26 protein-coding genes and 3 tRNA genes are annotated in these 23,770 nt (G+C 62.6%); 18 read left to right on the top strand and 11 right to left on the bottom strand.

From position 1 onward, the window contains the following. Positions 1–236: 236 nt before the first annotated feature. Positions 237–1,274: a universal stress protein gene (locus tag ACSSVG_RS07930; protein ID WP_231338836.1), complete on the top strand. Its 1,038-nt coding sequence runs from the start codon at positions 237–239 to the stop codon at positions 1,272–1,274. 20 nt (positions 1,275–1,294) lie between these two features. Continuing rightward, a complete protein-coding gene (locus ACSSVG_RS07925; RefSeq protein ID WP_492418268.1) occupies positions 1,295–4,063 on the top strand; it encodes a PEP/pyruvate-binding domain-containing protein in 2,769 nt (922 codons plus the stop codon). Here ACSSVG_RS07925 and ACSSVG_RS07920 read toward each other — a convergent pair. Both ACSSVG_RS07920 and ACSSVG_RS07915 read right to left on the bottom strand, forming a co-directional pair. Then, on the bottom strand, positions 4,060–4,980 hold the full coding sequence (locus ACSSVG_RS07920) for a cation diffusion facilitator family transporter (RefSeq protein WP_159705357.1): 921 nt from the start codon (positions 4,978–4,980) through the stop codon (positions 4,060–4,062). The two genes, ACSSVG_RS07925 and ACSSVG_RS07920, sit on opposite strands and share 4 nt — an antisense overlap. Positions 4,981–4,990: 10 nt before the next feature. Further along, positions 4,991–5,500, bottom strand: coding sequence for a metallopeptidase family protein (locus ACSSVG_RS07915; protein ID WP_492418266.1), 510 nt, complete (start codon positions 5,498–5,500; stop codon positions 4,991–4,993). 91 nt (positions 5,501–5,591) lie between these two features. On the opposite strand from ACSSVG_RS07915, the gene ACSSVG_RS07910 reads away from it, so the two are divergent. Further along, positions 5,592–6,515 carry a carbohydrate kinase family protein gene (locus tag ACSSVG_RS07910; protein WP_231338839.1) on the top strand — a complete coding sequence of 308 codons (924 nt, stop codon included), beginning with the start codon at positions 5,592–5,594 and terminating at the stop codon, positions 6,513–6,515. Between the two features lie 7 nt (positions 6,516–6,522). Here ACSSVG_RS07910 and ACSSVG_RS07905 read toward each other — a convergent pair whose 3' ends face one another. After that, positions 6,523–7,464 (bottom strand): DMT family transporter, encoded by a 942-nt coding sequence (locus ACSSVG_RS07905; RefSeq protein ID WP_492418264.1) that lies wholly within the window; start codon positions 7,462–7,464, stop codon positions 6,523–6,525. 247 nt (positions 7,465–7,711) lie between these two features. On the opposite strand from ACSSVG_RS07905, the gene ACSSVG_RS07900 reads away from it, so the two are divergent. The 3 genes from ACSSVG_RS07900 to ACSSVG_RS07890 all read left to right on the top strand — a co-directional run bounded on the left by ACSSVG_RS07900 (position 7,712) and on the right by ACSSVG_RS07890 (position 8,064). After that, a tRNA-Glu gene (locus ACSSVG_RS07900) sits at positions 7,712–7,784 on the top strand. 84 nt (positions 7,785–7,868) lie between these two features. Then, a tRNA-Asp gene (locus ACSSVG_RS07895) sits at positions 7,869–7,942 on the top strand. A gap of 46 nt (positions 7,943–7,988) precedes the next feature. Beyond that, positions 7,989–8,064 (top strand) — tRNA-Phe (locus tag ACSSVG_RS07890). Between the two features lie 205 nt (positions 8,065–8,269). Here ACSSVG_RS07890 and ACSSVG_RS07885 read toward each other — a convergent pair. Together ACSSVG_RS07885 and ACSSVG_RS07880 are read right to left on the bottom strand one after the other, a co-directional pair. After that, the gene (locus ACSSVG_RS07885; protein ID WP_492418262.1) at positions 8,270–9,214 is read right to left on the bottom strand and encodes a PKD domain-containing protein; all 945 of its coding nucleotides are present in this window, start codon (positions 9,212–9,214) and stop codon (positions 8,270–8,272) included. 2 nt (positions 9,215–9,216) lie between these two features. Further along, a complete protein-coding gene (locus ACSSVG_RS07880; RefSeq protein WP_492418260.1) occupies positions 9,217–9,690 on the bottom strand; it encodes a DUF6318 family protein in 474 nt (157 codons plus the stop codon). A 383-nt stretch (positions 9,691–10,073) separates the two neighbouring features. Between ACSSVG_RS07880 and ACSSVG_RS07875 the strand changes: the two genes are divergently transcribed. From ACSSVG_RS07875 to ACSSVG_RS07840, 8 genes are all read left to right on the top strand, one after another. Then, positions 10,074–10,604, top strand: a complete 531-nt coding sequence (locus ACSSVG_RS07875; RefSeq protein WP_492418258.1) for a hypothetical protein — start codon at positions 10,074–10,076, stop codon at positions 10,602–10,604. Between the two features lie 90 nt (positions 10,605–10,694). Further along, positions 10,695–11,141 carry an Asp23/Gls24 family envelope stress response protein gene (locus ACSSVG_RS07870; protein WP_492418256.1) on the top strand — a complete coding sequence of 149 codons (447 nt, stop codon included), beginning with the start codon at positions 10,695–10,697 and terminating at the stop codon, positions 11,139–11,141. Continuing rightward, entirely contained in the window at positions 11,138–11,329 is a 192-nt protein-coding gene (locus ACSSVG_RS07865; RefSeq protein WP_018779541.1) for a DUF2273 domain-containing protein, read from the top strand. The genes ACSSVG_RS07870 and ACSSVG_RS07865 overlap by 4 nt, the downstream gene beginning before the upstream one ends. Beyond that, positions 11,326–11,706 (top strand): hypothetical protein, encoded by a 381-nt coding sequence (locus ACSSVG_RS07860; protein ID WP_492418254.1) that lies wholly within the window; start codon positions 11,326–11,328, stop codon positions 11,704–11,706. The genes ACSSVG_RS07865 and ACSSVG_RS07860 overlap by 4 nt, the downstream gene beginning before the upstream one ends. Next, the gene (locus tag ACSSVG_RS07855) at positions 11,703–12,338 is read left to right on the top strand and encodes a DUF6286 domain-containing protein (protein ID WP_492418252.1); all 636 of its coding nucleotides are present in this window, start codon (positions 11,703–11,705) and stop codon (positions 12,336–12,338) included. Before ACSSVG_RS07860 ends, ACSSVG_RS07855 begins: the two co-directional genes overlap by 4 nt. Beyond that, positions 12,335–12,946: a hypothetical protein gene (locus tag ACSSVG_RS07850; RefSeq protein ID WP_492418250.1), complete on the top strand. Its 612-nt coding sequence runs from the start codon at positions 12,335–12,337 to the stop codon at positions 12,944–12,946. The genes ACSSVG_RS07855 and ACSSVG_RS07850 overlap by 4 nt, the downstream gene beginning before the upstream one ends. 102 nt (positions 12,947–13,048) lie before the next feature. Continuing rightward, positions 13,049–13,384 carry a hypothetical protein gene (locus ACSSVG_RS07845; RefSeq protein ID WP_492418248.1) on the top strand — a complete coding sequence of 112 codons (336 nt, stop codon included), beginning with the start codon at positions 13,049–13,051 and terminating at the stop codon, positions 13,382–13,384. 116 nt (positions 13,385–13,500) lie between these two features. Next, a complete protein-coding gene (locus ACSSVG_RS07840; RefSeq protein WP_492418246.1) occupies positions 13,501–14,181 on the top strand; it encodes a DNA alkylation repair protein in 681 nt (226 codons plus the stop codon). Between the two features lie 13 nt (positions 14,182–14,194). On the opposite strand, the gene ACSSVG_RS07835 is transcribed toward ACSSVG_RS07840, so the two are convergent. Further along, positions 14,195–14,596 carry a helix-turn-helix domain-containing protein gene (locus tag ACSSVG_RS07835; protein WP_231338848.1) on the bottom strand — a complete coding sequence of 134 codons (402 nt, stop codon included), beginning with the start codon at positions 14,594–14,596 and terminating at the stop codon, positions 14,195–14,197. 252 nt (positions 14,597–14,848) lie between these two features. Here ACSSVG_RS07835 and ACSSVG_RS07830 point away from each other — a divergent pair, with 252 nt between their 5' ends. The 4 genes from ACSSVG_RS07830 (at position 14,849) to ACSSVG_RS07815 (ending at position 19,383) form a co-directional block, all read left to right on the top strand. Further along, complete coding sequence (locus ACSSVG_RS07830) at positions 14,849–16,195, top strand: ABC transporter substrate-binding protein (RefSeq protein WP_231338849.1); 1,347 nt, start codon at positions 14,849–14,851, stop codon at positions 16,193–16,195. A 96-nt stretch (positions 16,196–16,291) separates the two neighbouring features. Beyond that, positions 16,292–17,257 carry a carbohydrate ABC transporter permease gene (locus ACSSVG_RS07825; RefSeq protein WP_231338850.1) on the top strand — a complete coding sequence of 322 codons (966 nt, stop codon included), beginning with the start codon at positions 16,292–16,294 and terminating at the stop codon, positions 17,255–17,257. Next, entirely contained in the window at positions 17,254–18,216 is a 963-nt protein-coding gene (locus tag ACSSVG_RS07820) for a carbohydrate ABC transporter permease (protein WP_231338851.1), read from the top strand. Before ACSSVG_RS07825 ends, ACSSVG_RS07820 begins: the two co-directional genes overlap by 4 nt. 114 nt (positions 18,217–18,330) lie before the next feature. Next, positions 18,331–19,383: a LacI family DNA-binding transcriptional regulator gene (locus ACSSVG_RS07815; RefSeq protein ID WP_492418243.1), complete on the top strand. Its 1,053-nt coding sequence runs from the start codon at positions 18,331–18,333 to the stop codon at positions 19,381–19,383. A 50-nt stretch (positions 19,384–19,433) separates the two neighbouring features. On the opposite strand, the gene ACSSVG_RS07810 is transcribed toward ACSSVG_RS07815, so the two are convergent. Genes ACSSVG_RS07810 through ACSSVG_RS07790 form a run of 5 tightly spaced genes read right to left on the bottom strand, consistent with a single transcriptional unit; the run spans position 19,434 to position 23,607 of the window. Beyond that, on the bottom strand, positions 19,434–20,321 hold the full coding sequence (locus tag ACSSVG_RS07810) for a DUF8083 family protein (RefSeq protein ID WP_231338853.1): 888 nt from the start codon (positions 20,319–20,321) through the stop codon (positions 19,434–19,436). A 36-nt stretch (positions 20,322–20,357) separates the two neighbouring features. After that, the gene (locus ACSSVG_RS07805; RefSeq protein WP_231338854.1) at positions 20,358–21,164 is read right to left on the bottom strand and encodes an exodeoxyribonuclease III; all 807 of its coding nucleotides are present in this window, start codon (positions 21,162–21,164) and stop codon (positions 20,358–20,360) included. Between the two features lie 60 nt (positions 21,165–21,224). After that, positions 21,225–21,791 (bottom strand): HdeD family acid-resistance protein, encoded by a 567-nt coding sequence (locus ACSSVG_RS07800; protein WP_231338855.1) that lies wholly within the window; start codon positions 21,789–21,791, stop codon positions 21,225–21,227. Between the two features lie 26 nt (positions 21,792–21,817). Beyond that, entirely contained in the window at positions 21,818–22,444 is a 627-nt protein-coding gene (locus tag ACSSVG_RS07795; RefSeq protein ID WP_253465925.1) for a response regulator, read from the bottom strand. Beyond that, positions 22,441–23,607: a sensor histidine kinase gene (locus tag ACSSVG_RS07790; RefSeq protein ID WP_492418240.1), complete on the bottom strand. Its 1,167-nt coding sequence runs from the start codon at positions 23,605–23,607 to the stop codon at positions 22,441–22,443. Before ACSSVG_RS07790 ends, ACSSVG_RS07795 begins: the two co-directional genes overlap by 4 nt. Between the last annotated feature and the right edge of the window lie 163 nt (positions 23,608–23,770).

Here is a 23,770-nt window from a genome sequence, read left to right as displayed (position 1 = left end):
GTTGTTCATCCGGAGCGCAAAATGGACCTCCGATAACCGAGCCCGGACCGTTATACACATAGCCCAAAGTCGCCTTGATTCGGCGTTGCCGACCGAGAATAGTGGGCCTTGGAAGGAGAAATTTCCAGGTTTCTCCTGCCCCGGCCATTGACAATGAAGCAGTCAGGGAATCCGACCCGGAAAACCTCTGGCAGAATAGCCGGAACATCAAGCAGTAGGTGGAGAGGCGGGCCCCAATGGACCAGCACGGCAGACACAGTGAAGAGCCACAGCAGGGCGACGACCAAGCTGTCGCACCAGGCGGCATAGTCGTTGGAGTGGACGGTTCGGAGCACGGTCAGTGTGCCTTGGTTTGGGCCGCGCGGGAAGCAGAGCGCCGGCAGCTTCCGTTGCACATCGTCACGGCCTACTCCGTGCCCATCTTCGCCGCATCAGGGCTGGACGGTGGCTACGCAACCGTGGACGATTCAGTGATTCGCGAGGGCGCGGATGCGATCGTGAAGCAGGCCATGGACAAGATCTCCGGCTATGCCATCGACGTCGACGCTTCGGTGGAGAACGGCGACGCTGCAGGTGTCCTGCTGGATCTCTCCGCAGAGGCCGCACTCCTTGTTTTCGGCAGCCGGGGCCGTGGAGGTTTCGTCGGGCGCCTGTTGGGTTCCGTCAGCAGCGCCTTGCCGGCCCACGCCAAATGCCCCACCGTGACGGTGCCCCTGTATTGCGCCGACCGGCTGGGGGAGAATACCGAGGACAAACACATCAAGGCCGAGCATGCCAAGGCAGGCCCCCGCACCGTGGAAAACGTGGTTGCAGTGGGCGTGGATGGCTCTGAGCAAGCCCGTGTGGCAGTGCTCGAAGCAGCTGAGCAAGCCCAGCGCATGGGCGCCAAGCTCCGAGTGATCTGTGCGGTGCCGCAGTACAGCGGTTCCCTGGCCTGGGTCCCGGCCCCGTTGGACCGCGATGCTCTGTTTGCGGACATCAGGGTCCAGCTCGACGCCGGTGTCGCGTGGCTTAGGAGCCACTTCCCGCAACTGACCATTGAGACGGACCTCCGCGATGGATCGCCGGTGGACGTCCTGGTCGAGACGAGCCGCAGCGTGGAGTTGGTGGTGCTGGGGACCCGTGGCCGCGGCGGGTTCGCTGGCATGCTCCTGGGTTCCACCTCGGACGGCGTCCTGCACCACGCCAAGGGGCCGGTGCTGGTGGTCCCGGACCGTGAGGATCCCCGGCTTGCTGACCGCGACAAGTTTGGGCCGATGCTCGGCGCAGCCTAAGCCGCGGATTGCCACCTTCCATGGACAGCCAGCAGGCCGGGGAGCAGCCGCAGGACCAGGGAGCGGACCCAGTCGCGTCCGGGTCGGTGTTCACGCTGGATATTGCCGACATCCGCGCACCTATGCTTCCGGAAGTGGGTGGCAAGGCCGCGAACCTAGGTGAGCTGGCAAGCGCCGGGTTGCCCGTCCCTCATGGCTTCTGCCTCACCACAGCGGCATACCGGCTCGCGCTCTCGGACATAGGCCTGCAGGAGGTCATTGCCGCCTTGGAAGCGGCCGGCCCTTCTGATCTTGACCAGTTGAACGGGCTCGCCACCCGTGCCCGGTCCTTGGTGCTCGACGCCGGAGTCCCGGCTGCGGTGGCTGACGCCGTGCGGTCCGCCTACCAGCAGTTGGGAGGCAACGTCCCTGTCGCCGTCAGGTCGTCAGCTACCGCCGAGGACCTGGCCTTCGCGAGTTTCGCTGGCCAACAAGACACATACCTGAACGTCGTCGGCGTCGACGCTGTGCTGGAGGCCGTTAGCCGCTGCTGGGCCTCGCTCTGGACAGACCGTGCCGTGGCCTACCGGACCACCAACGGCATTGACCATGCTTCGGTGACGCTGGCCGTGGTCGTGCAGGAAATGGTGGATTCCGCTACCGCCGGTGTCATGTTCACCGCCAATCCGGTCACAGGGAACCGGTATGAGGCAGTGATTGACGCCAGCCCTGGTTTGGGAGAGGCCGTGGTGTCCGGAGCGGTGAATCCGGACCAGTATGTTGTGGACGTCCGTCGAAGGTCCATTGTGAAAAGGACCATCGGGGACAGGCAGGTGGAGATCCGTTCGCTTCCTGGTGGTGGCACGGAACGTGTCGAGCGCCCCGGCCGGGATGGTCCTGGTGCTCCTGCCCCGCAACCTTGCCTCAGCGATCCCCAAGTCCTCGCCTTGGCGGACTTGGGCCGTAAAGTCCAGGAGCACTACAGCGCTCCGCAGGACACCGAGTGGGCCATCGATGATGACGGAAAACTCTGGCTAACCCAGGCCCGGCCCATTACCACCCTGTATCCGCAAACCACGCGCACACCTCCGGGCGCCGGCGAGCACGCTTTCCTGAACTTCAGTCTTGCGCAGGGCCTCACCAGGCCACTGACACCCATGGGCCTGGCCGGTATCCGCCTCATAGCCTCGTCCGTTGCCAGGACTGCGGCGTTCGATGTCCCGGATCCCCGGTCCGGGCCACCGCCGTACTACGAGGCGGGCCAGCGCATCTTCTTCGACCTCACTGCGGTGCTGAGGAGCCGGGTTGGCCGGGCAATCGTGCCGCGGGTTTTCGATGTCATGGAGGCCCGGTCAGCTACGCTCATGCGTGGCCTGTTCGACGATCCACGCTTCACAGTCAGAATCAAGACACCCCTGAAGCTGATTCGCCACGTCGCTCCGGTCGCTGCCAAGTACCGTGTGCCGGAGTCACTCTTCCGCGGCCTGTTCCGCCCGGCTGCCGCCATGAAACGTCTAGAGGCGCTGACCGCGGAACTTCGCAAAACCCTCGATGTCCCGCGTATGGCAACGTCCCATCAGCGGCTCGCCCACGTCCAAAGAATCCTTGGCGAGGAGCTGTTCGCCACAGTGCCGCAGGTACTGCCCCTTCCCGCGCTCGGTTTTGCGATGCTGGCGCTGGTGAGGCGGATCCTGGGGGATCAAGCCACGTACGACGAACTTCAGACGGTGATCCGAGGCCTGCCCAACAATGTCACCACAGAGATGGATCTGGCCCTGTGGCAGCTTGCCTCGCAGATCCGCGAAGACCCCGACGCCGTTGCCTCCATGGCTGGCCGGACGGCAGCGGCGTTGGCGGAACAGTATCGGGACGGAAGCCTCCCACCCGTTGCACAGTCAGGTCTGGATTCTTTCCTGAGCCTGTACGGGCACCGGGCCGTTGCCGAGATCGACCTCGGCATGTCCCGCTGGTCAGACGATCCCACCCACATCCTTGGGGTCGTCGCCAACTACTTGAGGCTCGCGGACGGCGCAGAACCTCCGGATCAGCAGTTCCAAAAAGCCGCATGGGAAGCGGATGAGCAGGTTGCGCGCTTCGTGGCGCGGGCCAGGGCGAAGAGCCCGGTGCACGCGGCGATTGTGCGCATCGCGTTGGACCGGACCAGGAGGTTCGCGGGACTTCGCGAATTGCCCAAGTACAACCTCGTCCTGGGACTGGCTGCCGCGCGGGAGCAGTTGCTCTCGGTGGGACGCGAACTGGCAGAGTCCGGGCGCATTGAGCGTGCTGAGGACATCTTCTTCCTGGATCTTGACGAAGCTGAGGCTGCGCTGGCTGGAGATGACCTCCATGGAAGAGTGGCCGAGCATCGTGCGGCCTACCAGCAGGAACTCCGGCGCAGGCATATCCCGCGGGTGCTGTTGTCTGATGGAACCGAACCAGAGGCCACGCCGGGGATCAGCGGAAAACAGCGCCCAGGCACCTTGTCCGGCAGCCCGGCGTCGGCAGGCATCGTGACAGCACCGGCGCGCGTCATCATGGATCCCGTTGGCGCGCACCTCGAGCCAGGAGAAATCCTCGTCGCACCGTCAACGGACCCAGGATGGACGCCGCTGTTCCTTACTGCTGGGGGACTGGTCATGGAGATGGGCGGGCCCAACTCACACGGTGCAGTGGTGGCCCGTGAATACGGGATCCCCGCAGTGGTCGGGGTTCCGGACGCAACATCGCGCCTTAGGACCGGTCAGCGCGTCACGGTGGACGGGGGCGCCGGGACAGTCAGCGTTGAGGACGCGGGTGGCGGGACAGCCTAGGCGTGCTGGTGCGATTCGTGCTCGGAGTGGCTCACAGGCTCCAACTGGAAGGTGCAGTGCTCGGTGTCGAAGTGCCGGCCAAGGCAGGACCCCAGCTGGTCAAGGATGCTGTCCGCCCCGCTGGCGTTGAGGACCGCGTCCTCCACCACAACATGGGCTGAGAACACGGGCACGCCGGAAGTGATGGTCCAGATGTGAATGTCGTGGGCCTCGACCACGCCATCCACAGCGAGGATGTGCTCGCGGATCATGTTCACGTCCACGCCCTTCGGGGTTGCCTCCAGGAGGACATCCACCACGTCGCGAAGCAAGTGCCAGGCACGGGGAATGATCATCAATGCGATCACCACAGAGGCGATGGGGTCTGCCGCGCTGAAGCCCGTGGTCATGATGACGATTGCTGCCACGATGACCGCGATGGAACCCAGGAGATCTCCAAGGACCTCAAGGTAGGCGCCACGGACATTGAGGCTTTCCTTTTGTGCACCCTGCAGGATCAGGAGCGAGACAAGGTTGGCCACGGCACCCAGAATGGCTGCCCACAGCATGACATCGGTATGAATGTCCGGGGATTCCCCGAAACGGCGGATGGCCTCGATCATGATCACAACAGCGATGACAATCAGAATCAGGGCGTTGGCCAGGGCAGCCAGCACTTCGGCCCGCTGATAGCCATAGGTGCGCTGGTCACTTGCTGGACGCGTAGCAATCCACGCCGCCATGAGGGCGATGAAAACGCCTGCTGCATCAGAGAGCATGTGGCCGGCATCAGCCAGCAGGGCCAAGGATCCAGACACGACGGCGCCAACAACCTGGATGCCCACCACCCCTAAGGTGATGGCCAGGACGGCAATGAGCCGCTTCCGATGCTTGCCGGTTGCTGTGACTCCGTGGGAGTGGTTGTGGTCGTGCCCCATGGATATAAGGCTAGCCCCAGCCGAGCTCATGCAAGCGGTCGTCGTCTATCCCAAAATGGTGAGCTATCTCATGGACCACAGTGATGGCCACTTCATCAATGACTTCTTCACGCGTGCTGCAGATGTCCAGGATCGGCTGGCGGTAAATGGTGATCCGGTCAGGCAGGGAGCCCGCCTCCCACCAGGAATCACGTTCGGTCAGCGGGACGCCCTCGTAGAGTCCCAACAACACTGTGTCCGGATCTTCTCCGGCTTGCGGCGTGTAGTCGTCCTCAATGAATATCGCTACGTTGTCCATGGCGCTGGCCGCCTTGGGCGGGATCAGTTGGATGGCGTCACTGACTGCCTCTTCAAATTCCTCGGGAGACATTTCGAAAGGCCGGGCCACTCCAGCCGCGTAGGCCTCGTCCACGGGATTGTGCTCAACGGGACTGTGCACCGTGTTCCGTTCCCTGAGGGGAGACGAAGGGCGCTCGCCGTCCGGGACGATGGGCAAGCCGGGAGGAAGATTCGCGGGCATGATCCGACTTTAGTCCGCTGCGGCCGCATCGGCGCCGTGTGTGATGAGAGATACTAAAAGTCAATCTCTTTTCGACAGACACAGGAACCGCATGACCGGCACCTCTTCCCTCGCGCCTGAGCCCCTCGACGTCGTCGTTGTAGGTGAGGCCTTGATCGACATCGTGCAGTCCTCCGATGGGCAGGTGGAGTACCCCGGTGGTTCGCCGGCCAACGTCGCCTTCGGCCTGGGCCGATTGGACGTCAAAGCCGGCTTGCTGACCGCCATTGGCCGTGATGCGCGGGGCGACGCCATCGCAGCACATCTGCACAGCGCGGGTGTGGTGCTGTTGCCCGGCTCCATGTCAGCCGGAAAGACCGCGACGGCGACGGCCCGGATAGCTGCCGACGGTTCGGCTGATTACACCTTCGATATCGATTGGGACTTGCCTCCGATTGCCTTGCCCTATGCGCCGAGAATCCTGCACACAGGCTCAATCGCCACCTTCCTTGAACCCGGCGCAAGCGTTGTCCGGAGTTTGCTGGAGCAAGCTCAGGGCGGGTGCATGGTCACCTACGACCCCAACATCCGCGCCGATCTTCTGGGGAGCCACCACGAGGCCCTGGCGCTCTTCGAGGAAATAGTGCCGCTGACCGACGTCGTGAAGCTCAGCGGCACCGACGCCCGCTGGCTGTATCCGGGCAAAGCGCTCGAGGATACGGCGAACCACCTCCTCGCCCTTGGGGCCGGATTGGTAGTGGTGACCCAAGGGGTCAAGGGCTCCCTCATGGCTACCCGGCACATACAGCTCAACGTTCCCGCCGTTCCCGCCACTGTCGCGGACACCATCGGCGCGGGCGACTCCTACACGGCTGCGCTCATCATGGGGTTGCTGCTACGTGGCAGCGACGGATTGGCTCCTACCGTCATGGAACGAATCGGCACCATTGCCTCCATGGCTGCCTCCATCGCCGTCGGCCGGCCGGGCGCCAATCCGCCCACGCACCGCGAACTTTTGGCCGGAATGGCCCGCTAACGGGAAGCTAACGGGTTCGACGACGGGTCAGGCCGACGCCGATCAGGCACACCACGCCTCCGATCAGCCCCCAGATGGTGGGGACCTCCTGAAGTACGGCCCATGAAATCAGGATGGTGGTGCCCGGCACCAGGTACGTGGTGGCAGCCAGCTTTCCCGCCGAAATCAGTGACAGGGCGTAAGCCCACGTGGTGAATGCGATGGCCGTGGGGAAGATGCCAAGGTAGATCAAACCCAGAGTGGCGGGGAGCGGTGCTGCTTGGACCTCGGAAATCAGCTGCCCTGTCCACGGCAAGCAGCAGATCGCGCCCACCATGATCCCGAACCACGTCGCCTGTCCTGCCGTGAACTTCCGGAGCACGGGCTTCTGCAGGATGGCACTCACCGAAGCGAGTACGGCGGCGAGCAAGCACAACAGCACCCCGGCGACGTCCGCCGTCGAACGCTGTCCCGAACCCAACGCGATCATCGCGACGCCGCAGAATGCCACCCCGCTGCCAATCAGCAGCCAACGCGGGAAGCCCTCCTTGAGGAAGATTCCGGCAAGGATCGCGATCAGGATGGGCGAGACGTTGATCAGCATGGCGCTGGTCCCGGCGTCCAGCATGTGCTCCGCAGCGTTCAGCGCTACGTTGTAACCGCCAAACCACATGACACCGTAGGCCACGATCGGGAACCATTCCCGGCCGCTTGGCCAGACTTTCAGCGTTGGAAGCACCACGATTCCCAGCACGACGGCGGCAACCGCCAAGCGTCCGAGCGTCAAGGAACCGGGGGAGAAGCTGGGGCCGACTGCGCGGATGCCCACGAAAGCCGAAGCCCAAAGGACGACGGTGACGATCACGGCCGCGATGCCGAGCTTGCTGATGGCCGGTGCCGGCGCGGGGGTGGTGCGCTGGGGCAGGTCCGGGGAGGGCTGGCCGGGTTCGGCCGGGGAGGTGGTTGTCATAGAGCCAAATCTAGCCGTCAGACAGTCGGTGCGGCTGGCGGTTTTCGGACGCGTCAGGGCAATATCCTGCCAATGTTCGGCGACCGGCCCGATGGCCTCAGCTGTGGGTCCCTGGACCGTGCGCAGACCTCGATTTGGGAATATCGCCATCTATGCTCTAAAGTTTTAGAGTCCAGTTCGGACGAGCGAGACACGGAAAGAACGCGTAAAGCGTCGCTTTTCTTTGCGAAATCCGAATTGAGTTCAGGCCCCCATCGTCTAGCGGCCTAGGACACCGCCCTTTCACGGCGGCGGCACGGGTTCGAATCCCGTTGGGGGTACGCAAGGAAGTGGTAAATCGGATGAAAAAAGTCTGGTAAGCTAGAAGCCTTGAAAAAAACGCGGTAGAGATACTGCAAACGCAAGGCCCTGTAGCGCAGTTGGTTAGCGCGCCGCCCTGTCACGGCGGAGGTCGCGGGTTCAAGTCCCGTCAGGGTCGCTCTGAGCGCCGAAGAAATTCGGTTCTCAAGGTGACATGTCACCTAGGCTCTGTAGCTCAGTTGGTAGAGCGTTCGACTGAAAATCGAAAGGTCACCGGATCGACGCCGGTCGGAGCCACCACTGGGAAGCATCAGTTCTTCGGAACTGGTGCTTTTCTTCTTTAACGCGATCAACCCGCCTGACGCGTAGGGCCGTGTGCGGCCAGCATTTACTCTGATTCTTCGCAGGGGCTGACCCGCCGGATCTCCGGTGTGTCGAAGCTCACGTCAGTTCACAGAGGGTGGTGGCGGTACGGATACTTCGCCCGCTGGCTCCTCCGCATCCCCTAATGTGCGGATTCACCGCCGGGGCATCCCCAGGATTTGGGGTTCTCTTCGCAGGTGTCGGCTACGAGTGCTCTCTGTGTTTTCCAGACCTGGATGGTTTTGGGCGGTGTGCTGATGTCGAGTGTTCCGTTGATGGGCAGTGGTGGGCCGTTGTTGACGGAGTAGGTGCCGGTGAAGCTTGCTGTGAGGGTGGCTTGGTAGTTGCCGGTTTCGGTGTAGATGTGGCTGGTGCGGGTCTCGTTGCTGAGCCATTCGGTCTCGGGGATGGAGTAGCCAGCTACCGGGGTCGGTCCGAGGGTTGTTCCGTCGCCGAAGGTGTAGGTGTAACTAACGGGTGTTGCGGTGAGGTGGACGGCTTGGCCGAGGATGGTGAGGTCGAAAGCCTGTTCTCCTGCGGTGGCGTAGAAGTTGGTGGGTCCGCCTTTGAGGGTGTGTGGGAAGGGTTGGGCTTCGAGGGTTCCTGGATTTACGGGTAGTTGGCGGAAGTCGTTGAGGATTCTGGCTGCGATGTTGGCCAGGACGTTCTCGGGTTGTGGGTCGTACAGGCACGTGGGTCCGCTGACGGGGATCCAGTCGGTCCAGCCGGGGTTGGTGATGGCTTTCGGCGCCTGTTTCCAGATGACCGGGGTGCCTTCTTCGCCGCCAACTGTGGTTGCAGGGCATTCGAGGGCGTCACAGCCGGGGTCCTTGGTATCGGGCCCGTCGGCGCGGCAGTGAGTATCAGCCATGTACTGGTTCGGGTCCTCAGAGGCCGGTGAAGTCCCGGGGCTTGGCTCTGATTTACCGGTCTCGGGGTTGAACACGAAGGTTGCCCCGACTTCTATCTGCCGTTCATGCCTGTCAGCGCTGACGCGTGTGTCATCGGCCTTAGCGGCGCCGGGTGCTAACACGATCTGCGAGAGAACGAGCAACAAGAAGCTGAGGCGAGTGGCGAAGGCCGACATGGCTAACCCACGATCGTTCCGTAGTCGGTGACCTTCCAAGCCCCATCCAGGTAATTAGCGAAGACGGCATCGGCCGTATTGGTGGCGGCGGAGTCCTCCTGGCCTTTGGCACCGCCGGCATCGAAGTATTGGATTGATTCCTGAAGCACTTGGACCTTAGCTGAAGAGGTCCTTCTTGCCGACCCGTCCCAAGTGGCGTCAATTACTGGGGTTGTAAGCCTGCCGCCTACCATCCATCTACCGTCTATGTGATTGAGCCTCACAGACTCTTCGTGGGCAGCAGCAACTGGGATCTTAGTGTCAGTGATCTTCTTCCACCCAGCTAGATCGCCTGTTTCGATTGCGTAGGAGTAAGTCGCATACCAGTACCCAATAAACGCCTCCAGCCCAGCCTTCGAGTTCTCTTTCGCCAGGTCGGGCATCACGGGTACCGGCACATTCTGTGCCTTCCCCTGGGCATCCGCAGGCTTGTACACGGCAGACGCCGACGCTGTACCCGGGGTAGCCGAAGCTGCCGGGACCGAAGAGCTTGTGGTGGGTGACGCCGTCGTCGTGCCCGTATTAGATGGTGAACCGCCGGGCGTGGAGCCGTTCTGGCAGCCCGCCAGAAGCAAAGCAAGCCCCACGCCCAAGGCCACCGTCCGGGAGAGCGCAAAAGGAAAAGTGGCAGACGAAAGGCGTGGCATGACAGGCTCCCCAGCAGCTGTTTGGCGGTGTGTCGGCCAGTCTAGGTGCGTCAAACGCGCCCACCACAGTCACGAACCGGGCCTTGTGGATAACCCAACCCTTTTCACCGCGGGGTGCTGGGCGTAGTCTTGCCTCGCTGGCCCGTCAATCGCACGCATCCTATGGGGGAACCATGGTCACCATCCCACGTTCAAGTACGCCCAAGCGCCGCCGCCTCATTCCGGTAGCCCTTCTGATTGCCACGCTGACCCTCAGCGCGTGCACCATCCCGTCGCCGGTTGCGCAGCAGTCTCCCAGTGCGTCGTCGGAGGCTCCGGCCGCGGAGGTGGGAACCAGTTCAGCCGCACCCCCAGAATCGAGCCCGGACGCAACAGCCAGCACCGGCGCCACCACTGGCATGGGCGGAGCCTACGGTGAGTTCACGTCGATTTCCGAAGCCTGCATCTCGGTCAGCGCCACCATGCTGAGCGTCACCATCCTGCCGTTGGCTGGACTGGTGGGCGGCAATCCCGATGACGTGGAGAAGGCCAAGCAGGAGTTGTCCCAAATGCAGGGCAAAGTGCCGGATGAATTGAAGCCCGCCTTCGAAAAGCTCAGGGCTTTCACGGAGTCCGCAGGATCGGATTTCAGCAAGTATGGCGATGGGAAGTTCGAAGAACTCATGAAGCCCATTCAGGACTGGATGGATAAGAACTGTAAGTAGCCGCCGCGCGCACTCCCCTCTCGCCTGACGCTTCTCCCAAAGCGTCGGAGCTAGACGCTAGGGTGGTACTCAAGAGAAGGGGAGTGCTCCATGGAAGACCAGAACGTGCAGTTTGATCCCGTGCCTGGGGGCGAGATCCTTGGTACCGGACGCACCATCATCTCCGAGGCAGCCGTGGCCAAAGTTGCGGGCATCGCTGCCCGAACCGTGCCGGGCGTCTACTCGTTGGGATCGGGGCCGTCCCGTGCTCTGGGCGCCATTCGCGACGCCGTCGGCAGTTCGGACCATGCAGCGGGCGTCCGCGCAGAAGTCGGCGAAACCCAGGTGGCCGTGGACATCAATCTGGTAGCCCTCTATGGACATCCCCTGCACAGCGTCGCCAACCAGGTCCGGAGCGCTGTTTTCCGTGCGGTTGAGGAACTTGTTGGCCTCCAGGTCATTGAGGTCAACATCGAGATCAACGACGTTTACGTGGCCCCATCGGCCAAACCTGTTGGTACCAAGAATCTCCTCGCTGAAAGGGAGGCACTCCAGTGAGCATGACCGTTGTTGGAATTGCGATCGGCGCCTTCGTGGCCTTCATGTCCTTTTCGTTCGGACTCTGGGGTTTCCTGATCTCGCTTCTTTTCATGGGCATCGGTGCGCTGCTGGGCCGCGCAGCTGAGGGCAAACTGGACCTCCGCAGCGTGCTGGATGCCATTACGGGCCGGCGCTCTTCGTCATGAGCGTGGCTGAGGCTGTGGACACCACCACCAGCCTGGCCGGCCACAACCGGATCAGTACCCAGGCATTGACATCCTTGGCGCGCGCTGCCGCCGCCGAGGCTCTTGGCGTTCCCGCCACCGACATCCGCGCCGATTGGGCGGACGACGACGGCCTGCTGGCTTTGTCGATCGTGGCACCGATCAGCATCCCGGCTTTGACCGAGGTCCTTCGGGATCCGTTGCGTGTACAGGGCTTCGGGGGATCCATCTGGGATCGTGCGGTGGCAGCCAAGGCAATTGTTCTTGACACGGTCACGAGACTCAGCGGCTCCCAAATAAGCCGGGTAGACATCAGGATCAGTGGAGCGCATGTGACGGAGGGAGGCCGCGTTCAGTGACACAGGACCAGGAAACACAGGTGGACCCGAACGCAGGAGCAGGCCCGGTGGCAGGTGAAGACCCTGAAATGAGCCGAATCCTGCGCCGTGAGACGCATTCGTCCCGGGCAGGGGCAGCCGTCATCGCCGCGGTGCTGGTGATCCTTTTCTGCGTCTATGCGCTGCTCGAAGCAGGTGTTCGCGCAGTTGGGCAACCGCCGTGGCTCATCGACCCCACCACAGCGGCCGAACGCATTATCAAGCTCCCCGACGGCATTACGCCCCTGCTGTTGGGTGCCTGTGGTGCCGTTATCGCGATGATCGGCCTGTTCTTTTTCCTGCATGCAGTGCTGCCCGGCAGGCGGGCACGGCATCTGCTCCGGGACCCGCGTACCGCCGTCGTAGTTGATGATGAGGTCCTTGCCTCCGCCCTGGCACGTCGTGCACGAACTGCTGCGAACGTGACCCAGGAGCAGGTCATGGTGGTTGTCTCGCGCCAAATGGTGGTGGTCAATGTACGGCCCACCTCGGGCAGCAGGGTCAGTGAAGAGGCTGTTCTGGCTGCGGTGCAAGCCGAACTTGATGAGATGTCGCCGGTACCGATGCCTTCTGTCCGGGTAAACCTGGCGTCGTCGGGGGTGATTGGCGCGTGAACGGAACACCCAGGGCCCTCAACCGTGTACTGCTGTTCATTATTGGCGTGAAACTCCTGGCCGTCGGTCTGCTTCTCCTGTTGTTGGCCACCGTGCCAGCGGTGGCTGCATGGTGGCATGGCTGGTCGGCCAGTGTCTGGGCAGGCATGGAGTCCGCCTTCCGCGAGACGCGCTTCCCAGGGCGGGAAGAAAGCTGGCTGTGGATTGTGGCCGGCGCGATCCTGGTGGTCATCATCATCGCCATGGTCGCCTGGCTCTCCCAGCAAGGTAAGGGCCGGGCCAACCTTTTGGTCGCCAGTGACGACGACAGCCATATCAATGGCGAAGTCCGGATTGGTGGAGGGGTCGCCGAGCAGGCGCTCAGGGCGGCCTTGTCTGAGAGATCAGACCTCGCGGGCGCCTCAGTGGCGACCTATGAAGTGAAGGGCAAGCCTGGCCTGCGTATTCGGATCCAACCGAGGCAAGGAGTGGCGCCGCATATCCTCGCGGCCGAGGTGTCGCAGCTTGTTGAAGCATTGGACCAAGTAATTGGTCAGAAGACGCCGGTGCTTGTCCACATGGTTTCCGGAGCCCGGTCCCGTTTCACTAAGGCGGAACGTGTCCGCTGATATTGCAGAACCCGACACCAAGCCAATAGGTTGAATCCAAAGGGGGAATAACTTCCTTTGGCACGTACTGTCCCAGATCCAACCGTCACAAAGGAGAGCACCATGAGTGAAGAGACCACGGGAGCCGAAGCGGTCAACAGCGCGGCGGAAAATGCCAAGGATGCCGCTGGCGATGCCTTGGAGAATGCCAAGGAATTTGCTGGCGAGGCTGTTGAGAATGTCAAGGAGTTTGCCGGTGACGCTGCTGAGAATGTCAAGGAGTTTGCCGGTGACGCAGCCGAGAATGTCAAGGAATTCTTCTCCGGTGATGTAGGAGAAAACGCCAAGGAATTGGCGGGCGATGTCGCGGAGAAATCCAAGGAAATCGCTGGAGACGTTGCCGAAAACGTCAAGGGTTTGGGCTCGAAGATCGCCGGTCTGTTCAAGGGCGAGAAGTAACCACGCAAAACAACTGATGGCAGCCCCCACCGCGGACAACCGACGGGACGGGGGCTGCCATCTTCTTGTCCTTGCCTAGTAGCCTGAGATTCATACGCAATGGACAGGAGACTGCAGTGGCTGGAACGACGGTGCTGGAAACGACCGTGGCCGAACTCATGGACGAGCTGGCCGCTCTGGAGGAACCCCGGGCCCGGGAAGTCAACGAAAAGCACGGCGACGACCACGGCGTGAACCTCAGCAAGCTGCGCGCCGTCGCGAAGAGGCTGAAAACGCAGCAGGAGCTGTCGCGCGAACTGTGGTCCACGGGCGACACCGCTGCCAGGCTGCTGTCACTCCTGATTTGCCGCCCCAAGGCCTTTGAAAGCGAGGAGCTGGACAGTATGCTCCGTGAGTCCCGGACTCCCAAGCTGCAGGACTGGCTGGTGAACTATGTGGTGAAGAAAAGCGCGCACTGCGAAGATTTGCGGGTGGCGTGGTTTTCTGACCCTGACCCTGTGGTGGCGAGTGCGGGGTGGGCGCTGACGTCCGAGCGGGTAGTCAAGAAACCTGAGGGCCTGGCCCTGGAGCAGCTTCTGGACATCATCGAGGCCGAAATGAAGGGCGCTCCGGACCGCCTCCAGTGGGCCATGAACCAGTGCCTGGCCCAGATCGGGATCGAGTTCCCTGAACATCGAGCCAGGGCTTTGGATATCGGCGAGCGGCTTGAAGTCCTCAAGGACTACCCCACGCCCCCTAACTGCACGTCACCTTTCGCGCCCAGCTGGATCAATGAGATGGTCCGGCGCAAGGGCTGACCATCCGCCGGGCCTAGCCCCTGTTGCGGTGCATCATCCGGTAGGTGAGTTCTGCGAGGAGTTCTTCGTCGGAGAGGTGCGAAGCCCGGGCGATGGGAGCAGCGGGTACTGCTATGCGCGGAGGTCCCTGACGCGGTTCGTCGCCCGAACGCATGTCGTCGGGGGTGATCATTTCCGGCGCAAAGCTGGATTTTCCTTTGAGGACCTCTGAGACGGAGCCGGCCCGCCAACCCAACGCGTGTTCCAGCTTGCGCTGGTTGATTTCCTGGGTGCGCCGCGTGCCCGATTCCAACGTGCGGACGGTCTTGATGGCGGTGCCTGCCTGCTTGGCCAACTGCACCTGGCTCAGACCTTGGGCCAAGCGTTCCTCTTTGATCAGGCGGCCGATGGTCTGCAGTGCTTCAAGTTCATCCACGCTTCCTACTTTTCCATAGGCAACACTGGGTAAACAAATCGGAAGACTGCCCTGCCGGTCGCGGCGGACTTCCGAAGAGGCGGCTCCAAGGGGTCGCCGCTGACCCTCAATCGAGATCAGCAGACTGCTTGGTATCGATGCGGTTACGTTCGGTGTAAGCGCTTGCATTTATGCTTCCATCATGGCTAGTGTGAGCGTCACCACATCAATTGCGCCGCCGAAATCACTTGTACTCAGCGAGGAGTCTTTAGCATGAAGAAAACCAAGTACCTGCTACCGGTCGCAGCCGCCGGTGTTCTGGCACTTACCCTCTCAGCCTGTAGCGGAGATGGTGGTGGTGGGGGATCCACCGCCGGCTCGGATAACTGCTCCGCCTACGAAAGCTACGGCAAGCACGACGGCAAGACCGTCTCCGTCTACTCGACGATCGTCGATATCGAAGCCACCAACCTCGAGGAATCCTGGAAGCAGTTTGAAGACTGCACGGGAATCACCATCAAGTACGAAGGCAGCAAGGAATTCGAAACGCAGATCGGCGTCCGGGCCCAGTCCGGCACCGCTCCTGACGTGGCAATCTTCCCGCAGCCCGGTCTTCTTGCAACCCAGGCCCGGGCCGGGTACTTGAAGCCTGCTCCCAAGACCGTCTCCGACCTCGTGGACAAGAACTGGTCCCCGGACTGGAAGAAGTACGGCACCGTGGACGGAACGTACTACGCGGCCCCGATGCTTGCGAACGTCAAGGGCTTCGTTTGGTACGCGCCCAAGACCTTCAAGGACAAGGGCTGGGAAGTCCCCAAGACGTGGGACGAAATGATCGATTTGTCCAAGAAGATCGCGGCAGATGACAAGAACATGAAGCCGTGGTGTGCCGGATTCGAGTCCGGTGAGGCTACGGGCTGGCCCGGCACTGACTGGATCGAAGACGTCGTCCTGCGTGCCCACGGCCCTGAGGTCTACGATCAGTGGGTTGCCCACCAGATTCCGTTCAACGACCCCAAGATCGTGGAGTCCTTCGATAAAGCCGGCGACATCCTGCTCAACCAGGACATGGTCAACGGCGGCTTCGGTGACGTCCGCTCGATCCTGAGCACCGGCTTCGCCCAGGCTGGCCAGCCTGTCCTGGATGGTACGTGCGCGATGCACCACCAGGCCAACTTCCAGGCCGCCAACTGGCCTGCAGGAACCAACGTTGCCGAGGACGGCGATGTGTGGGCCTTCATCACCCCGCCGATTGACGAAAGCAAGGGCAAGGCAGTCACCGGTGGCGGCGAGATGGTTGGAGCGTACAAGGACACCGCAGAGGTCCAGTCGTTCCTGGCCTACCTGGCAAGCGCCGACTTTGCCAACAACCGCGTGAAGCTGGGCGGCGTTGTCAGTGCAAACAAGGGCCTGGACCCGAACAACGCACAGTCCGACCTCGACAAACTGACCGTCAAGATCCTCCAGGACCCCGAGACTGTCTTCCGTTTCGATGGCTCGGACCTCATGCCGAGTGCAGTTGGTTCCAACTCGTTCTGGAAGGGCATCGTGCAGTGGATCAACGGCACGTCTTCCCAGGATGTTGCCAACAGCATCGAGTCCAGCTGGCCTAAGAGCTAACTCCCAAAGTGCTGCCTCCCCTGACTGGAATGCCCAGCCGGGGAGGCAGTGCTTTTCCCGGAACTCAGTGATTCACTCACGCCCCGGAGGTTGGGTATGGAATTTATCGGAGGAAAACTCCTTCAAGTAGTGATAGCCCTGGCGATATTCGCAGCGGTTATCGGCATCATCATGCTGGTGGTGGACAGGGCACCGAAATCGGTCAAGGACAGGGTTACCGTGGCCGGCTTCCTTGCCCCGGCCGCAATCCTTATGCTGGTGGGCCTGGTGTATCCCGCGATCCGCACATCAACGCTGGCCTTCACCGATGCCAGCGGCAATGGCAATGGATTCGACAACTTCGTCTGGATGTTCACGCAGCCGGAGGCTCTGACCACGCTGCGGAACACCGTCATCTGGACTGTCCTGGTTCCCCTGTTGTCCACGGGCTTTGGACTCGCCTACGCAGTCTTCATCGACAAGGCAAGGGGCGAGAAAGTACTGAAGTCCTTGGTCTTCATGCCGATGGCCATCTCGTTTGTGGGCGCCGGCATCATCTGGAAGCTTGTGTACGACTACCGTGGTCCTGGCATTGAACAAACCGGTGTCCTCAACTTCTTCCGCGACGCCCTGGGAATGGACCCGAAGCAGTTCCTCCTGGACGCCCCGGAAAACACGTTCTTCCTGATCATCGTGATGGTCTGGATCCAGACCGGCTTTGCCATGGTGATCCTTTCGGCCGCCATCAAGGGTGTCCCGGTGGAACTCGTCGAGGCAGCCCGCCTTGATGGAGCGAACGCCTGGCAGCAGTTCCGCAACGTCACCATTCCGGGTATCCGTGGAGCACTGGTGGTGGTGCTGACCACCATCACCATCGCCACCCTGAAGGTGTTCGACATCGTCCGGACCATGACTGCCGGAAACTACGACACTTCTGTTGTGGCCAACGAAATGTACACACAGGCCTTCCGCGCAGGTGAGCCGGGACGCGGTGCCGCATTGGCGCTGGTCCTGTTCCTGATGGTTCTGCCCATCGTCGTGTACAACGCTCGAGTCCTTCGCAAGCAAAGGGAGATCCATTGACAGCCACGCCAGCCCCGAAAGAGGCCTCGAAGGCCACCCGGCAGCGTCCTGGATCCGACCCTACGGAGGACGCCCAGCCGATCATGCGGAGGGTCAAAACCAAACTGACCTCCAAGTGGGCAACAGCGGCAGCGATCGTTATCGCAGTCGTCTGGTCCGTCCCGACGTTCGGTCTGTTTGTCACCTCGTTCAGGCCGGCTGCCAAGCAAGTTGGACCCCGGTCCAACGGCTGGTGGAATGCCTTTGTGGACTGGGACTTCACGTTCAAGAACTACACGGACGTCCTCACGCCGGCCGGCTCACAGTCGGCCAACTTGTCCCAGTACTTCGTCAACTCCATAGCGATCGTCATCCCGGTCACCATCTTTGTGCTGGTGCTGGCATCCATGGCTGCCTACGTGTTCGCCTGGGGCAAGTTCAAGGGTCGGGACGCACTGTTCATCTTCGTCTTTGCCCTGCAGATCATCCCGCTCCAGATGGCGTTGATTCCGCTCCTGCAGTTCTTCACGCAGACCCTGCACCTGCCGGCGGGCTCGTACGCCCAGCTCTGGATCGCCCACACCATGTTCGGTCTTCCGCTGGGTATCTTCCTCCTCCACAACTTCATCTCCGAAATTCCCGGTGAAGTCATCGAGGCGGCAAGGGTGGATGGTGCCGGACACAGCACCATCTTCTGGCGGATCATCCTGCCGCTCTCCGTTCCGGCTCTGGCATCCCTGGCGATCTTCCAGTTCCTGTGGGTCTGGAATGACCTGCTGGTGGCCCTGGTGTTCTCCGGTGGAACAGCGGATGTAGCCCCGATTACGCAGCGTTTGGCGGAGATTTCCGGTACGCGCGGCGCCAGGGACTACTTGAACCCGGCGGCGGCATTCGTTTCCATCATCATCCCGCTCCTGGTGTTCTTCGGCTTGCAGCGCTACTTCGTGCGCGGCCTGCTGTCCGGCGGCCTCAAGGGCTAGGAACCGCAGCCCTCGGCTGCGCAGCGCATTACGATGCCGCGTAACCGAGGGCTGCAAACCACCCGTCCACATTTAAGGTGAAGGCGGAGCAACGGCGGCCGGAGAGGGGAGCCTGTGTCACGAACAACGGGTAGGTCCCAACGCGGCGGCCACACCGGCGTCGGTATTGAGGACGTCGCTGCAGCCGCTGGCGTCTCGACGGCGACCGTCTCACGGGCGGTGCGGGGACTGCCGCGGGTGTCTCCGGCGACCCGCGAAAAGATCCTCGAAGTTGCCAGTTCGCTGGGATACGTGGCGTCGTCGTCGGCGTCCGGGCTTGCAACGGGCCGCACCCGTACCATCGGCGTCCTGGCACCCTTCGTCAGCCGATGGTTCTTCTCCAAGGCCATCGAGGGCGCGGACCGGGAACTGCATTCCCGCAAGTACAACCTTTCCCTGTTCAACCTTGGTGGCCACGGCAGCAACCGTGAGCGGCTCTTCAGTTCCACCATGGTCTACAAGCAGATCGATGCATTGTTGGTCCTGTGTATGTCCTTGACCGAGGAAGAACTCGAACACCTCCACAAAATCGACATCCCGCTGGTAGTGGTGGGTGGCCATGTTGAAGATTGCGCCTACATCGGCATCAATGATTACGACGCCGCTTCCACGGCCGTGCGGCACCTCCTGGACCTGGGCCACAAGGACATCGCCCTGCTCCACGGCGACGACGAAACGGACCTGAACTTCGACGTCCCCCGGGTGCGGATCCGCGCCTTCCAGGAGGTCATGGCCGACGCCGGGCTGGAAGTCCGCCCCGAATGGGACCAGTGGGGCGATTTCACGGTTGCCAGCGGCCAGCAGGCTTTCAACAGGCTTTGGAGCCAGCCGGGGCGCAAGCCCACGGCCATCTTCTGCTCTTCGGACGAGATGGCGATGGGCGTTATTTTCGAGGCGGGCCGCCACGGGGTCAGGGTGCCGCAGGATCTCTCGGTCATCGGCATTGACGACCACGACTTCTCGTCCTCCATTGGCCTGACCACCGTGGGCCAACGGCCCGACAACCAGGCCGAACTTGCCACGAAAATGCTCCTTGACGAGCTGGACGGCAACCCGGAAGCCGTGCATTCGGAAGTTGCCCCCCACGAGCTGATCGTTCGCGAGACAACAGCCCCGCCAAGCGCCTAAAGCCCCATTCGTCGCCTCAAGCCCCATTCGGCGCCTCAAGCCCCGCCAAGCTAGGAAGCGCGCGCCAACTGCCGGATGGGGATCCACCGCGACGCGAGCCGGCGGTAGGCAGCGGCCGCTCCGGTCATGTCGCCCTCAGCCAAGCACTCGATACCCAGCCGCACATCCATGGGCGACTCGTCCGGGTACACCTTGTCGGCCACGGCTCCATAGTCCAGCTCAACCATCGACTGAAGGTGGAACAGCTCCAGCCATTCCGTCAGCTGCGTCAGGTCATCCAGCATGTCCAGGTCCGGCGCGGCCAGGGCCAGGTGGGCCACGGCGAAGCGGGCCCGATCCAGGGCCTCCGTCAGGGGAGTCCACACCCGCACGGTCAGAATGCGCCCCTCGGATTCCACCACGTCCTTGCGGTCCGACTCGGCAAAGAGCGAGAACCAACTGAACGGGATTCCCCATGTTGACGCCCGGGTGTGGACGCGCTTGGCGTCTTCCCCGGCATTGATGCGATCGATTCTGACCTGGTGCCTATCCCTTTGAGAGACCGGAATCAGAAGGTCGGCCAGCGGACTATGCACACCGTCCATGAGCGCGTTCGCCGCCAAGCCGGCCCGAATCACCAGTTGGCTGGGGCAGTAAAGCAGCCGACCGGCGTCGTGATCTTCTTTATCCGCCCCGGCGGCATGCCGCCCGGCGGGCACCCGCGTCATGCGGACCAGGTCCGTTCGGCCAGTAGGGAAAGGATCGCCGCCGGACCGCGTGATGCGGCCCAGCGAGGCCTGCAGCTCCGCATTTTCGACGGCGGCCCGGGAACCTATCTTGCCGCCCTCCGCCACGAGTTGGCGCTGCTGTTCGGGCGGGAACGCTTCGAGCGGCTCATAAATGCGCAGCGACGAAGAGAACGGCAGTCCTGCCTGGCCCCGATACAGGTTTCCAGTCATGTCCAGCCGTCCCCTTTCTTCGCGGTGAGCGTGTTCTTAGTCTGCGAGCTCCACCATCACGGGAGCGTGGTCCGAGGCGCCCTTGCCCTTGCGTTCCTCACGGTCGATGGAGGCACCTGTGACACGCGATGCCAGCGCCGGGGACGCGAGGCAGAAGTCGATGCGCATGCCTTCCTTCTTGGGGAAACGCAGCTGCGTGTAGTCCCAGTAGGTGTAAACGCCGGGGCCGGGAGTGTAAGGGCGGACGACGTCGGTGAACCCGGCGGCTTCGAAGGCGTGGAAGGCGGCGCGCTCGGGTTCGGAGACGTGGGTGTAGTTGTTGGTGCGGAACAGCTCGATGTCCCACACGTCGTCGTCGAACGGGGCGATGTTCCAGTCACCCATAAGTGCGATCTGGGCGGTCGAGTCGGACTTGACCCACTCGGCTGCGTGGCCCTGCAGGACGTCGAGCCACTTGATCTTGTACGGCATGTGTTCGTCGTCCAACGAGCGGCCGTTGGGAACGTAGAGGCTCCAGATCCGGATGCCGCCGCAGGTGGCTGCAATGGCACGCGCTTCCTGGGCGGGGTCCTTGCCTGCCTTGCCGAATGCCGGCTGGTCCAGGAAGGTGCGCTCCACATCGTCCAAACCCACACGGGATGCGATGGCCACCCCGTTCCACTGGTTGACGCCGAAGTGTGCAACCTCGTACCCCATGCGCTCAAAGAGCTCCCACGGGAAGTTCTCGTCCTTGCATTTGGTTTCCTGGATGGCCAGGACATCGCAGTCGCTGCGCTCAAGCCAGGCTTCAACGCGGTCGGCACGGGCGCGGAGGGAGTTCACATTCCAGGTAGCTATCTTCACAGCCACTAACTTACCGAACTTGGCGCTGAGCGCATCCCCTCACGGCTTTTTACCGGGATACTAGTGGCCATACAACGGCCGGGTATCGGCCAGTTTGCGCAGCCCGATGCCTGAGGCAATGAGCAGCAGGCCAGTCAGGATCGCGAACCCTGCCAGCATCCACACCACGCCCAGGAAGCCGAGGCCCGGATTCACCAGCACCACAATCCCGAACACCGTGGTGATGAGCCCGGTCAGGAACCAGAGCCCCCAGTTGCTGACGAAGTTCCTGGCAGCCAAGGACAAGACAATCTGTGAGAGCCCGAGCACGAGGGCCCACAACCCGATGAGGACGCCTACGGCCGCTGCCGTGATCCCGGGCCAGGCGATGGCCAGGATGCCGGCAGCGATCGAGATGAGGCCACCGGCAATCGACCACCGTGACCGGCCCGCGGGGTCATAAAAGTAATGGGCCAGGCTGGTGATGCCGTCGATGATCGCGAAGAACCCGAACATCACAACCACAACGAACGCCGTGGCGCTTGGCAAAGCCAGGATTAACAGGCCAAAAACGATGGCGAGGACACCCCTGACGATCAAAGCCGTTCCCGGGGTCTTGAACAATTTTCGATCCGCTGCGTCCGACATACGGTCAGCGTAGCCAACCACGTGTCCTACCGCATCCCCTCGCGCCGGATAGCTGTGGCAATTGCTGCAGCCCGTGTCTCGACACCCAGTTTGGCGTAGATATGGGCGAGGTGGGTTTTGACGGTTGCCTCGGAGATGAACAGGCGTTTCCCGAGATCGCGGTTGCTGAGGCCCTCGGTCAGCAGGCTGAGCAGTTCGGCTTCGCGCGGGGTGAGGATCTCGTCCGGATTTCGAAGCTGTTGGAACAGGCGCGAGGCCACTGGCGCGCTCATCACGCTCTTACCCTCCACAGCGCCACGGACCGCTGCGAAGATCTCTGCCGGCGCTGCGTCCTTGAGCAAATAGCCCATGGCGCCTGCGTCCACGGCACGGACGATGTCGGCATCGGAGTCATAGGTGGTGAACACGATGACTGCCTGCTTGGGTCGGCGCTGGCGGAGCTGTTTGATGGCTTCGATGCCGTCCATCCCTGCGCCCATGGCAAGGTCCATGAGGACGACGTCGGGTGCGTGCTGCTGGGCCACTTCGAGCGCTTCCTCACCGGATGCGGCTTCGCCGACGACGGCGATATCAGGTTGGGTGCCCAGAAGCGCCTTGAGTCCGCTCCGGACTACGGTGTGGTCGTCCACGAGCACCACGGAAATGGTGGTCACAGGGCCTCCTTGGAAGAACTGGCCGGCGGGCTGACAGGCAGCTGCGCCGCGATAATGGTGCCTTCTCCCGGCGCGCTTTCCACCGACAATTCTCCGCCCAACTGTTCCACCCGTTGCCGCATGGCCCTCAGCCCGTAACCGCCCTTTTCCGACGGCGATGGCAGCGCTGCGGGATCAAAGCCGCGACCGTCGTCGAATACGTCCAAGGTCACCGCATCCGGAAGGTACCCAAGCGTCACGCTGGCGTGGTCGGCACTGGCGTGCAGCTTGATGTTGGCCGCGGCGCTCTGGGTCACGCGCAGAAGGGCGTGCCGTACCTCGGAGGGAAGGAGCCTCGGGTCTCCGGTGACTTGGACCCGGATGGCATCGACGTACTGACGGGCCGCATGTTCCAGCGCCTCGGGGAGGGGCGCGGCCTCCAGGCCCGGGGCGGAGAGTTCGTGAACCAGGCTGCGGGTGTCGGCGAGGTTTCGTCGCAGCACATCGGTTGCCTTGCGCACGTCAGGGTTCGCAGCATCGGGCCAGGACCGCTGTGCTGCCTCCAGGAGGAGCAGGCTGCTAGCCAGGCCTTGGGTGACGGTGTCGTGGATTTCGCGGGAAACACGCTCGCGTTCCGCGGCGATGCCGGCCTCCCGTTCGCTTGCGGCAAGCTGCTCCTGGCCGCGCTCGACCTTGTCATAGATCAACGTGAGCATGGCACCGGCGGCGAGCGGGCCCAGGAGCATGGCAACGTCCGTCCACTCGCTCATCCGGAAGAGTCCGACGGCGGTGGCGGCCACTGTTGCGCCGCCCGCCACATACGCGGCCGGCCCGCGGAAGGCCGTCCGGGTGAGGAAGAAGATGGCGAAGGAACACCACGCGAAGCTCGGGGCGACCACCACCAACGCGGCCCACGCTGCAACCAAAGCGATCATCCATGCCAACCACAGCTGGTGCCTGCGTTCGCCGGGTTGCCGCCGATGGGCCAGGAGCGCGGTCACGGTGTACAGCGCACAGACTGCTGCTGCCAACGCCACGGTCCAGAGGTTGTCCGCGGGGGAGTGCCGCATGACGTAGCGGACCGCCGAAGCGACCATCAGGACGGCAAAGCCCGAGTGCACGACGGCGTCGATGCGGCCGTCGATCCGGCTGCTTGTGTCCGGCCGTGGCGCGGCTGCTGGCATGCGTGGTTCCCGTTTCCGATTCTGTAGAGGGCGTTCTTCCCATGCTAGATGCCCCGCGTTCATTGGTCTCTCCACCTTTTGGCTGATACCGCTGGCGGAAGGTATGAGGCCGTGGCCTGCTTCGGGCCGATGCCGCAGCGGTTCCGTCCCGGGAGCATGGAGA

This window comes from Paenarthrobacter sp. E2MeOHC11, from assembly GCF_058744955.1.
The sequence above is the reverse complement of the archived record's forward strand: the minus strand, read 5'-3'. Positions and strand labels throughout refer to the sequence as shown.